The organism is Kocuria salsicia (assembly GCF_007681555.1).
GTDB lineage: Bacteria > Actinomycetota > Actinomycetes > Actinomycetales > Micrococcaceae > Kocuria > Kocuria salsicia.
Genome location: NZ_VELE01000001.1, coordinates 465,965 through 477,820, shown reverse-complemented (window position 1 = coordinate 477,820; position 11,856 = coordinate 465,965). Strand labels below are relative to the sequence as shown.

General features: G+C 70.3%; 8 protein-coding genes and 1 tRNA gene. 5 read left to right on the top strand and 4 right to left on the bottom strand.

The window, feature by feature from the left end:
• Positions 1-11 precede the first annotated feature (11 nt).
• Positions 12-836, bottom strand: a complete 825-nt coding sequence (locus FS770_RS02100; RefSeq protein WP_144942097.1) for an alpha/beta fold hydrolase — start codon at positions 834-836, stop codon at positions 12-14.
• Complete coding sequence (locus FS770_RS02095; RefSeq protein WP_145009543.1) at positions 833-2,311, bottom strand: flavin-containing monooxygenase; 1,479 nt, start codon at positions 2,309-2,311, stop codon at positions 833-835. The genes FS770_RS02100 and FS770_RS02095 overlap by 4 nt, the downstream gene beginning before the upstream one ends.
• A gap of 291 nt (positions 2,312-2,602) precedes the next feature.
• Between FS770_RS02095 and FS770_RS02090 the strand changes: the two genes are divergently transcribed.
• Positions 2,603-3,610, top strand: coding sequence for a LacI family DNA-binding transcriptional regulator (locus tag FS770_RS02090; RefSeq protein ID WP_145009541.1), 1,008 nt, complete (start codon positions 2,603-2,605; stop codon positions 3,608-3,610).
• Between the two features lie 26 nt (positions 3,611-3,636).
• On the opposite strand, the gene FS770_RS02085 is transcribed toward FS770_RS02090, so the two are convergent.
• Positions 3,637-4,452: a hypothetical protein gene (locus tag FS770_RS02085; RefSeq protein ID WP_244944697.1), complete on the bottom strand. Its 816-nt coding sequence runs from the start codon at positions 4,450-4,452 to the stop codon at positions 3,637-3,639.
• Between the two features lie 104 nt (positions 4,453-4,556).
• Between FS770_RS02085 and FS770_RS02080 the strand changes: the two genes are divergently transcribed.
• The gene (locus tag FS770_RS02080) at positions 4,557-5,150 is read left to right on the top strand and encodes a M48 metallopeptidase family protein (RefSeq protein WP_244944696.1); all 594 of its coding nucleotides are present in this window, start codon (positions 4,557-4,559) and stop codon (positions 5,148-5,150) included.
• 201 nt (positions 5,151-5,351) lie between these two features.
• On the opposite strand, the gene FS770_RS02075 is transcribed toward FS770_RS02080, so the two are convergent.
• The gene (locus FS770_RS02075; RefSeq protein WP_144942103.1) at positions 5,352-6,941 is read right to left on the bottom strand and encodes a zinc-dependent metalloprotease; all 1,590 of its coding nucleotides are present in this window, start codon (positions 6,939-6,941) and stop codon (positions 5,352-5,354) included.
• Between the two features lie 347 nt (positions 6,942-7,288).
• Between FS770_RS02075 and FS770_RS02070 the strand changes: the two genes are divergently transcribed.
• From FS770_RS02070 to FS770_RS02060, 3 genes are all read left to right on the top strand, one after another.
• Entirely contained in the window at positions 7,289-8,371 is a 1,083-nt protein-coding gene (locus FS770_RS02070) for a YlbL family protein (protein ID WP_244944695.1), read from the top strand.
• Between the two features lie 108 nt (positions 8,372-8,479).
• A complete protein-coding gene (locus tag FS770_RS02065; RefSeq protein WP_094394305.1) occupies positions 8,480-11,464 on the top strand; it encodes a UPF0182 family membrane protein in 2,985 nt (994 codons plus the stop codon).
• A 154-nt stretch (positions 11,465-11,618) separates the two neighbouring features.
• Positions 11,619-11,695, top strand: a tRNA-Met gene (locus FS770_RS02060).
• The last annotated feature ends 161 nt before the right edge of the window (positions 11,696-11,856 follow it).

Sequence of the window (11,856 nt, the reverse complement as noted above, 5' to 3'; positions counted from 1 at the left end):
GCCGCGGCGGCTCAGCCCCGGTGGTCCACCTCGTCCCAGAACTCGCGCGCCAGGTGCGCGAAGTCCTCAGCACGCTCGATCTGTGGCCCGTGCCCGGTGTCCGCGAAGCGGTGGGTGCGAGCGCCCAGGGCCTTGGCGCCGCGCGCCATGTGCCGGAACGGCAGCACCGTGTCCTTGTCGCCCCACACGATGAGCACGGGCACGCCGGTGGCCCGGACGCGGGGGAGCAGCGCCCTGCGCCAGCCACCCTTCACGCCCGCGACTCCACCGAGCGAGCGCAGCATCCCCAGGAACGCGTCCGTGCCGCCGGGGCGCCCGGCCAGCTCGTAGCCGTGCTGCACACGCTCCTCGGTGACGAAGGCGGGGTCGTGGTACATCGCGCGTTCGGAGCGCCTGGCGCCCTCACGGCTGGGGCGCATGGCGCGCTCGCCCAGACCGGGGATGCTCGCCAGGCGCAGCGCGGGACTCACACCGCGGCCGAAGCCGGCGGAGTCCGCGAGCAGCAGGCTGCGCACGAGCTCCGGGTGGTCCGCGGTGAGCTGCATCGCCACGGCGCCGCCCAGGGAGTTGCCGACCACGTGGGCCGGGGCGACGCCCTGCGCGCGGAGGAACCCAGCGACGTCGCCCGCCAGGCGTTCCAGGGTCATGCCGCCGTCCGGGGCGGGGGAGTCCCCGAAGCCCGGGAGGTCCACGCTCCACACCTGGAAGGAGTCCTCCAGCAGCTCGTGCTGGGCCTGCCAGTCGGCGCGGCTGCGGCCGATGCCGTGGATGAGCAGCACCGGGGCGCCCTGCCCGCCCACGCGGTACGCGATGTCGTTGCTCAGCCGAGCGCTCACGACGCCACCGCCGCGGTCTCAGGGGTGGCCGGTGTGAACTCGAGCTGCCCGTCGCGCTCGCTGCCCGGTCGGAACAGGACTTTGTCCCGCAGGTAGTTCTGCCGCACGTGCCACGCCCCGTCCGGACCCTGGCGGGGGAGCAGGTGGGCGCCGCGCTGGATGTAGCCGGAGGCCAGGTCGATCAGGGGGCGCAGCTGGGACCGCGGCCCCTTGTAGCGCGGCGTCACGGCCACGGCGCCCCGGCGGTCCGTCTGGTCCAGCAGCCGACGGAAGTAGTCGGTGATGAGATCCACGCGCAGCGTCCACGACGAGTTGGTGTAGCCGATCGCGAAGGCGAGGTTCGGCACGCCGTCGAGCATCATGCCCCGGTAGCTCACCCGCGTGGCAGGATCCACGTGCTGGCCGTCCACCTGGACGTCCACGGCCCCGAAGAACTGCACGTTCAGGCCGGTGGCGGTGACGATCACGTCTGCCGGCAGGTGCCGTCCGGAGGTGAGGTCGATGCCGTCCGCGGTGAAGCGTTCGATGGTGTCGGTGACCACCTCGGCGTCGCCCTCGCGGATGGCCCGGAAGAAGTCGCCGTCCGGGGCGGCGCACAGCCGCTGGTCCCACGGGTCGTACTCGGGGGTGAAGTGCTCGTCCACGGGGAAGGTGGGACCCAGGTGCTTCACCGCGCCCTTGTGCAGCAGCTCGCGCATGGCCTGTGGGCGGCGGCGGCTGAACTCGTAGATGAACATCCCGCGTGCGATGTTGCGCCACCGGTTGGCCTCCCCGGCCAGGCGCGGCGGGAGCCAGGAGCGCAGCTTCATGCCCGCGGTGTCCCTGCCGGGCACGGAGGCCACGTAGGAGGGGGAGCGCTGCAGCATGCTCACGTGCGCGCCGCGCTCGGCGAGCGCCGGGAGCAGGGTCACGGCCGTGGCGCCGCTGCCGATCACGACGACGCGCCGGCCTGCCACGTCCACGTCCTCGGGCCAGTGCTGGGGGTGGATGACCGTGCCCCGGAATTCCTGCAGGCTCGGCCACTCGGGCGTGTAGCCCTCGTCGTAGCGGTAGTAGCCGGTGGCCATGAACAGCCAGCGCGAGCTCAGTCGCGAGGTCTCCCCGGTGTGGACGTCCTCGTGGGTGACTGTCCAGGTGCTGGTCTCGGAGGACCACTGCGCGCTGCGGACCCGCTGTCCGAAGCGGATCTCGGAGGTGACACCCGCCTCGTCCGCGGCCTCGCGCAGGTACTCGAGGATGGTGTCGCCGGTGGCCAGGCTGCGCTCCCCGGTCCAGGGGTGGCTGCGGTAGCCGAAGGTGGCCATGTCCGAGTCGGAGCGGATGCCGGGGTAGCGGAAGAGGTCCCACGTGCCCCCGAGGTCGTCCCGGGCCTCCAGGACGGCGACCGTCCGCCCGGTTCCCGCAAGTTCGCGCGCGGCCCCGATGCCCGAGATGCCTGCGCCGACGACGATCACGTCAACGTCGTACGTGCTCATGGTGCGTCCCACTCCCTGTGGTCCTGTGCTGATGTGCTCGGTGTCCCGCCGCTGCCAGCCGGTGCCCTGCCCACTGTGCCGACTGCGTGCACGGCCCGGTGTCGGGCGGGTGTACTAACGCGTGTTAGTGTCTGTGGCACCGAGTGTAACAGGTCACATCAAGGGCGTCAGGGGCCAGGCTGTCAGAAGCTCAAAGCACCGGTGCATCTGTGCATCGGAGGACCAGGGTGCGCGGTGGTGCATCCAGCGCGTCTGCCCTGGGCGGAGCACGGCGGGAGAAGGAGCACGCGTATGGACGGTCAGGAGATCTCGCCCCGGCGGGCCACGAGTGCGGACGTCGCGCGGCTGGCGGGCGTCTCGCGCACCACCGTGAGCTTCGTGCTCAACGACACCCCCACCCAGTCGATCTCCGCGGAGACCCGACGCCGCGTGCTCGCCGCGGCGCGAGAGCTCAGCTACGCGCCGTCGGCCGAGGCGCGGGCGCTCAGCCGGGGCCGTTCCACGTCCGTGCTCGTCTACCTGCCGCCCGCCCGTTCCCTGACCGAGGAGATAGGGCGGATCGTGGAGCGGCTCTCCATGCTGTTCGACGAGGCCGGGCTGTCAATGGTCATCCACGCGTGGACCCGCCGCCCCGCGGCGCAGGTGTGGTCCTCCGTCACCCCGGCCGCGGTGCTCGCGTGGGACCTGACGGACGAGGACGCGCAGCTGATGCGCGGCAACGGCGTGCGCGGCGTGGCCTCCTGGACGGGCACGGACGCGATAGGCCGGTGGGTCACCGGCGCGAGGGAGCAGGACAGCGCACGGCTCCAGGTGGGACGGCTCGTGGCCGCCGGCCACCACCGGCTCGGCTACGCGGTCACGGGGGCAGACCACATGCACGGTGCATCCCAGTGGCGCTGCGAGGTGCTTCGCCGTGAGTGCGAGCAGCGCGGCCTTCCCGCACCCGGCGTGATCAGGTTGCCCGCGGATCCGTCGCGAGCCGCGCAGGCACTGGAGCAGTGGCGTGCCAGTGCGCCCGGGGTCACGGGGATCTGCGCACACGACAGCACTGCGGCGCTGGCCGTGCTGGCCGGTATGCGACGACTGGGGTGGCGCGCCCCGGAAGACCTCGCGGTGGTGGGCGTCAGCGACTCCGCAGCGGCGGCCCTGGCCGATCCGCCGCTGACCATGGTGGCGCTGGATCCAGAGGTCACCGCGCGCTACATCGTGGACGTCGTCACGGCGCTCGTTGCCGGGAGTCCGACACCGCCTGCGCCGTCCAGCGGCGGAGCGATCCTCGTGGACCGTGATTCCGTCTGACCCACCGCGGGCCCAGGCGACACGCTTCACGGGCCCATGAAGGACAGCGAGCACAGGCATCCGGGCTCGGGCGGCAGCAGAATCCGCCGCAGGCCGTGGTGCAGGGTGGGCCCCGCGAGGCACTGTCCCGCTGGAGGTTCACCGAGCTCCGCGGCGTCGTCGAAACCGAGCGCGAGGGACAGCAGGATTCCCGCGATCTCGCCTGCCACCACGGTGCGGGTCACCCGGCGGAAGGGCTGCGCGCGTTCCGAGAGGGCGGGTGCGGTCGCCACCAGCGGGTGCTCGCGGACGAACGCGCGGGCGTGGCGGGCAGCACCGGTCACGCAGCTGCGGCACGGCCGGTGCGCCCAGTCCGTCACGGGCCAGCGCACCACGCACGCGCCGTCCGTGAGCACCGTGAGGGTGGGCAGGTGCCCATCCACGTCCGGCACCGGGGGCTCTCTGAGATCCGCCAGGAGATCGCCCGCCACCGACCACGCGTGGACCGCGACTGCCCCGCCCACGGCGGCGCTCGGAAAGAGCTCCGGCGCGGTGAGGGGCACGCAGCGCGGGGAGCGCCGCCGGAGCATGGCGCGCATGGCGAGCTCCCGGGGCAGTCCTTCCGTCTGCGCGGGGTAGGGCCCGTCGAGGGCGTCCAGGGCGAGCACGCGAGACCGGTCGTTGACGTCGAAGAGACAGACCCCGGCGTCCGCCAGGGCGAGGGCCACCGCCGCCGCGAGCGGGTCGAGCCCGGTGAGGAGCACCCGGACATCGTCCACCCTCGGCACGGCGGCGCCCGGCCCCGCGAAGTTTTTGGGTGGTGATGCCGAGGTGGCGCGGACGGTGGACGTGCGCTGAGTCATGGCACCACTGTTCGACGCGAACCAGGCGCCGGGCCAGGCGCCGCGGGTAATCCACAGGGCGGATCGGCTTTGGCCACGCCCGGGTGGGGTGGTGGACTGGTGACATGCCCAGGAGACGAGCCCCCCAGCAGGCGCAGGACATGCCGGAGATCATCGTGCAGCGCAGCGCGCGACGCACCAAGACCGTGAGCGCCCACTTCAGCGGGGAGGCGATCGTACTTGCGGTGCCCCAGCGGGCCACCCGGGCGCAGATCGCGCACTGGAGCAGCACGCTGGTCCCCAAGGTGGTGGCGAAGCGTCGGACGGCGGAGGCCGCGGCCCGGCAGCGATCGACCGACACCGCGCTGGAGGAGATGGCCCAGCGGCTGTCCCGCACGTACCTGGACGGCGCGGCGCGACCCACGAGCGTGCGGTGGTCCGCGCGGCAGCACACGCGCTGGGGCTCGGCCACGCCCAGCACGGGAACCATCAGGATTGCCCGGCGCCTCGCGGACGCGCCCTCATGGGTTCTTGAGACCGTGGTGCTGCACGAACTCGTCCACCTGCTGGAGGCGCACCACAACGAGCGCTTCTGGGAGCTGGCGCGGCGCCATCCCAGAGCGAACGACGCCGCCCAGTTCTTGGACGGCGTCGCATGGGCAGAGCGTCACGGGGCCGGGGAGCCCGAGGATAGCGTTGCCAGTACTCAGCCCCGGTAGGCCCCGGGCTGGCGTCGTGCCCGGGGCCCGCACGGCGCCTGGTGGACCCAGCCGCGTCTGGTGGACCACCGCGTTCTCAGCGGATCGGGAGAGCAGGGCAGGTCAAGGAGACCCGGCGGATCGAGCGCACCGAGCACACCTGGTGGACCGAACAGACCCGGCGGACCCGTGGTGGCCGGTCCGCCGGACACCGGCCCCGTCTCAGCGCGCGGAGGGCCCCTCGGGGTCGGTGCCATCGGCGGGATCCTGGCCCTGCGGCCCGTTCTTCCCGGGCCCGTCGTTCGAAGCTCCGTCGTCCGCAGTGCCGTCGTCAGAAGCCCCGCTGTCCGGAGCACCGCTGTTGGCAGACCCGCTGCTCCGGGAGCTGTCGTCCTGAGATTCGTTGCCTTGTGCTCCGGCGGCCTCTGAACCTGGGGCCTCCGAATCGGTGGTCTCCGACCCGGACGCCCCGGACCCGTCGTCGTAGCCGCCCGAGAGCAGCTTCTCGAGGGCGGCGTCCATCTCCTCGTCGCTGGCCGTCAGCAGTCCGCGGCGCTCCTCGAAGCCCTGGGGGTCGTCGAGGTCCTCGTCGGTGGGCAGCAGCTCGGGGGACTCCCAGAGGCCGTCCCGCTCGGTGGTGCCGCGCTGCTCCTCCAGGTACGCCCAGAAGGCGGCCGCCTCGCGCAGTCTGCGTGGCCGCAGCTCGAGACCCACCAGGGAGCCGAAGGTGCGCTCGGCGGGCCCGCCCTCCGCGCGGCGCCGCGCCATCATCTCGGTGAGGGCGGGAGCGGACGGGATGTTCTGCGTGGCGGCCACAGTGACCCTGTTGACCCAGCCCTCGATGAGCGCGAGAACGGTCTCCAGCTTGGCCAGCGTGGCCTCCTGGCTGGGCGTCATCTCGGGGCTGAAGACCCCGGAGGTCAGGGCGTCCTGGATGCCGGAGGGGTCCGAGGGGTCCAGCTCCTGGGCGATGGACTCGATGCGCTCCATGTCGATGTGGATCTCGGAGGCGAAGGCCGTGATGAGGTCCAGCACGTACTGGCGCAACCAGGCGACGCCGTGGAACAGGCGCGTGTGGGCGGCCTCGCGGATGGCCAGGTAGAGCATGACGTCCGAGGCGGGCAGGTCCAGCCCCTCGCTGAACTCGGCCACGTTGGACGGCACCAGGGCGCACTTGTCCTTGGCCAGGGGGATCCCCACGTCCGTGGAGGAGAGCACCTCGCACGACAGCGCGCCCACCGCCTGACCGAGCTGCATGCCGAACATCATGGACCCGGCACCGGCGAGCATCCCGGAGAGGTCCGCACCGCCCATGGCCTGGGAGAGCTCCGGCGGAAGCTGCTGGGTGAGGGCCTCCGTCATGGCCTTGGACACCGAGGTGGCCACCGGCGCGGACATCTCCTGCCACGTCTGCCACGTGGCCTCTACCCACTCGGCTCGCGACCACGCGGACGGCAGCACCGGGGCCTCCCCGAACGCGGTCTTCTCCGTGAGCCACAGGTCCGCGAGCTTCATGGCGTCGCTCACGGCGCCCTTCTGCTTCTCCGTGACGGACGGATCGCCCTTCTGGGCGGCGGCCTGCCGGGCGTTCTGGTGGGCCAGCTCCCAGTTCACGGGTTCACCGCTGCCGGAGGAGCTCATCATGGACCGGATCTGCTGGAACATCATGGACATGGCCTGCGGGTCCACGGGCATCCCGGCGGGCATGTCACCGGGCTTCATGGCGCCGGAGCCAAGCAGACGTTCGAACATCTCCTGGAACGGGTCTTTGGGGTTCTCCCCGTTCTCGTCGTTGGGAGGATTCGAAGGCATGGGACCGCCAATCATCGAAAGAAGTCTGGGACTGCTTCCAGACTATCGGGAGGGCCCCAGCCCGAACCACTGTTCCCGCTCCCGGTTCGCTGACGGCTCAGGTCCTGCAAGCCACTTGAGAATGGGCGCCGGGACGCATGGCAAGGGGGTTGCCGCACCCACTGGCCGGGGGAGCTGTCCACAACCCGGGCGACGTCGTCCCAGGGACTGCGGGGGAGGGCACGTGCCGGGCACGACGACGCCGCGTGGCGACCCCGCGGCGTCGTCACCCCGTACCAGGGGGGAGCGGGGCGCGGCGCGCCGAGTACCATGGGGCGGTCCAGGAGGCCGCGGGAAGGGAACGAGACGTGACAGCTGAGCAGAAGGGGCGGTGGCGCGCACGCGTGCGACGGCCGTCGTTGCCCTCGGCGGCGCTCGCCGGTATGAGCGTGCTGCTCGTGGCCGGTGTGGTGCTGCCCGCACCGTACGTGGTCGAGGCCGCCGGACCCACGTTCAACACCGTGGGCAGCCACGACGACAAGCAGCTCGTGAAGATCACGGGCGCCGAGACCTACCCGAGCAACGGCCAGCTGGACCTCACCACGGTCTACGTCCAGGGTGGGCCCTCCGGCCGGATCAACTCCATCAACGCGATCCTCGGCTGGCTGGACCCCACGGAGGCCGTGCTTCCCGAGGACACGCTCTACCCGCCGCAGACCACGGGCCAGCAGGTGGACGAGTCCAACGCCGTTGCCATGACCACGTCCCAGGAGGACTCTGTGGCCGCGGCCATGACCTACCTGGGCAAGCCCTTCACCACCACGCTCACCGTGCACGCACTCGTGGCCAGCGGGCCTGCGGAGGGCGTCCTGCAGGCGGGGGACGAGCTTGTGTCCGTGAACGGCACGCGCGTCACGTCCCTGGACGGGCTTCGCAAGCAGCTGGATGCCGCCGGGGCCAGGGGTGCCGAGATCACGGTGCGCAGGGACGGGAAGGAGACCACCCGGCACGTGGCCCTCACCCGGGATGCGGACGATTCGCGCTGGCAGCTCGGCGTGTACCTTGTGCCCCACTACGACTTCCCCGTGGACGTGGACTTCCAGCTCGACCAGGTGGGCGGACCCAGCGCGGGCATGATGTTCGCGCTCGGGATCATCGAGGAGCTCACCCCCGGGTCCATGGCAGGAGACCAGCACATCGCAGGGACCGGGACCATTTCCCCGGACGGCACGGTGGGTCCCATCGGAGGCATCCGCCAGAAGCTCGAGGGCGCCAAGGACGCAGGGGCCACCTACTTCCTGGCGCCATCGCAGAACTGCGACGAGGTGGTGGACCACGTCCCGGACGGGCTCACCGTGGTGGAGGTGAACACCCTGGGCGAGGCCGTGAACTCGGTGGAGCACGCCGCCGCAGGCAACGTCACGGACCTGCCCAGCTGCGGCACGCGGTGACACCTCCGACACCGCGCAATTGCGCGTGTCAGAAGGGCTCAGCACAATAAGGTTGACACTGATCGTCGACAGACCGTCAGCCGCGCCCAGGAATCTACGAGGTATGCAGTGACCGCCGGATCCACATCCCCCCGTCCATCCAGCAGGTCCGCGACGGGCCGGCGCAAACGAGGGGCACTGCTGCCCACGGTGATTGCGGTGGTGGTCCTCATCGCGCTGTTCGTGGGCTTCACGCAGGTCTACACGAACGTCCTGTGGTTCCAGCAGCTCGGCTACCTGCGGGTTTTCATCACCCGGAACCTCGCCGTGGTCGGGCTGTTCGTGGTGGCCGCGCTGATCGTGGCCGGCCTCATGTTCCTCAGCCTGTGGCTCGCCTACCGCAACCGCCCCCGCGGTGAGGAGCGGATCAGCGAGAACATGCAGAAGTACCAGCAGGCGCTGGACCCGGTGCGCAAGGTCGTCATGGTGGCAGTGCCCGTGATCTTCGGGCTCTTCGCCGCCTCCACGATCGCCTCCCAGTGGAAGACGGTGCTGCTGTTCTTCAACCAGGAGCCGTTCGGGCAGACGGATCCGCAGTTCAACCTGGACCTAGGGTTCTACGTCTTCACCATTCCGTTTCTGCGCCTGCTCCTCGGGTTCCTGGTGACGGCACTGCTGCTCGCCGGGGTGGGTGGGCTGCTCATGCACTACGTCTACGGCGGCATCAGGATCCACGAGCGCGGGATCGACACCACCCGGGCGGCCCGCGTGCAGCTGGGATCGATCGCGGCCGCGTTCCTGGCCCTGCAGGCCGTGAACTTCTGGCTCGACCGCTACTCCACCCTGACCTCCAACTCCGGCAAGTGGACGGGCGCGCTCTACACGGACGTCAACGCGGTGATTCCCACCAAGGGGATCCTCGCCGTCGCTGCCGTCCTCGTGGCCATCCTCTTCGTCGTGGCCGGGTTCATCGGCCGCTGGAAGCTTCCGCTGATCGGCGCCGCGATGCTCGTGGTGGTGGCAGTGGTGGCCGGCGGGCTGTACCCGTGGGCCATCCAGCGATTCCAAGTGACGCCCACGGAGCAGGCCCTCGAGAACGAGTACATCCAGCGCAACATCACCATGACCCGCCAGGCCTACGGGCTGGACGACACCGAGGTCACCCCCTACGACGCCACCACGAAGACCGAGCAGGGCGCACTGCGTCAGGACACGGAGACCACCTCCAACATCCGCCTGCTGGATCCGAACGTGGTCTCCTCCGCGTTCGCCCAGCTCCAGCAGTTCCGGCCGTACTACCAGTTCGCGGACAACCTGAACGTGGACCGCTACGACATCGACGGCCAGACGCAGGACACGGTCATCGCCACCCGCGAGCTGAACCCGGACCAGATCCAGGGCTGGTACAACCAGTCCGTGGTCTACACGCACGGCTACGGCGTGGTCGCGGCCTACGGCTCACGGGTGCAGGAGGACGGCAAGCCGCAGTTCATGCAGGCTGGCATCCCCTCGAAGGGCCAGATCTCGGACGACTACGAGCCGCGCATCTACTTCGGTCAGAACTCCCCGGAGTACTCGATCGTGGGTGGCGGCGAGGGCGACGCCCCGCTCGAGCTCGACCGGCCCCAGACCAACGAGGGGGACGCCGCGGACGCGAAGACCACGTTCAGCGGTGACGGTGGGCCCAACGTGGGCAACCTGTTCAGCAAGCTCGCGTACTCCATAAAGTTCCAGTCCACGGACATGCTTCTCTCGGACGCGGTCCGTCCGAACTCCCAGATCCTCTACGACCGCAACCCGCGGGAGCGCGTGGAGAAGGTGGCCCCGTACCTGACAGTGGACGGGAAGCCCTACCCGGCGATCGTGGACAACAAGGTGGTGTGGATCGTGGACGCGTACACCACCGCGGCGTCCTACCCCTACTCCACGCCGTCAGTCCTGCAGGACGCAACCCAGGACACGCAGACCGCCCAGGGCACGGCCGCCGCGCTGCCGCCGGAGCGGGTGAACTACATCCGCAACTCGGTCAAGGCCACCGTCAATGCCTACGACGGCTCCGTGGACCTCTACGCCTGGGATGACGAGGACCCGGTGCTCAAGGCCTGGCAGAAGGTCTTCCCGAGCACGGTGAAGCCGTACTCGGAGATGTCTGCGGACCTCATGTCCCACGTGCGGTACCCGGAGGACATGTTCAAGGTCCAGCGGGACCTGCTGAACAGGTACCACGTCACGGACGCCAACAGTTTCTACGCGAACGACGACGTCTGGTCCGTCCCCAACGACCCCACCCAGCAGAACCGCAGCGTCTCGCAGCCGCCGTACTACCTGTCCATGCGGATGCCGGGGGAGAAGGAGGCGAACTTCTCGCTCACCTCCTCGTTCATCCCCCAGCAGAACGAGTCCGGCAACAGCCGCAACGTGATGTACGGGTACCTCTCCGCGAACGCGGACGCGGGTACCGGCCAGGCGGGCGTAAAGGACGAGAACTACGGCAAGCTGCGGCTGCTGGAGCTGCCACGCTCATCGGTGGTTCCCGGTCCGGGGCAGGCCCAGAACCTGTTCAACTCGGACACGGACGTGTCGCAGGATCTGAACCTGCTGCGCCAGGGTGCGTCCGAGGTGATCAACGGCAACCTCCTGACGCTGCCCGCCGGTGACGGGATGCTCTACGTCCAGCCGGTCTACGTGCAGTCCTCCGGCGACGCCGCGTACCCCACGCTGCGCAAGGTCCTCGTGGGCTTCGGCGAGAAGGTCGGCTACGCGCCCACGCTCGACGGTGCGCTGGACCAGGTATTCGGTGGCAATTCGGGTGCCACCACGGACAAGGGCGCGGGCGTGGACGAGAAGGCCGCGGAGGCGGCCCAGGGTGGGAGTTCGAGCGGCTCCAGCGACGACGGGGCCAAAGCCACCGCGAGCCCATCCCCTTCGACATCGTCGTCCGCGGAGCGCTCGGCCTCGCTCCAGGAGGCGCTGGACAAGGCGAACACCGCCATGAAGGACTCGGACAAGGCCCGGCAGGACGGTGACTGGGCCAAGTACGGCGAGGCCCAGGACCGGCTGCAGCAGGCCATCGAGGACGCCTTGCAGCAGGAGGGCGCCTCGCCCTCGAAGTGAGCACCTGCTTCCCTCGCCAGGGGCGGCTCCCGGGTTCCGGGGGGCCGCCCCTAGCTCGTCGGGCGTCGGACGGACGTGCCGAACGTGAGGCCGGGCGGGGGGAACCCCCCGATTTGCACGACCAGCCAACCCTCCGTATAGTTGTGGATGTCGCCGCGGGGTGGAGCAGTTCGGTAGCTCGCTGGGCTCATAACCCAGAGGTCGCAAGTTCAAATCTTGCCCCCGCAACCACGAAGAAGGCCGGTTCCCGAAGGAGCCGGCCTTCTGGCATGTCCGGACCCGTGAACGGTCGGCGGCGCGGGGTATAGATTCGAATGCGCGTATGAGTAGGGCGTGTCACCGGGGATGCCGCCTGCGGGTGCGAGCACGCCGCCACCGGTCCCGTTCGACGG

Excerpts from the sequence above, each read along its gene's own strand:
- FS770_RS02095 (WP_145009543.1), bottom strand. The coding sequence starts at position 2,311 with ATGAGCACGTACGACGTTGACGTGATCGTCGTCGGCGCAGGCATCTCG.
- FS770_RS02090 (WP_145009541.1), top strand. The coding sequence starts at position 2,603 with ATGGACGGTCAGGAGATCTCGCCCCGGCGGGCCACGAGTGCGGACGTC.
- FS770_RS02085 (WP_244944697.1), bottom strand. The coding sequence starts at position 4,452 with ATGACTCAGCGCACGTCCACCGTCCGCGCCACCTCGGCATCACCACCC.
- FS770_RS02080 (WP_244944696.1), top strand. The coding sequence starts at position 4,557 with ATGCCCAGGAGACGAGCCCCCCAGCAGGCGCAGGACATGCCGGAGATC.
- FS770_RS02075 (WP_144942103.1), bottom strand. The coding sequence starts at position 6,941 with ATGCCTTCGAATCCTCCCAACGACGAGAACGGGGAGAACCCCAAAGAC.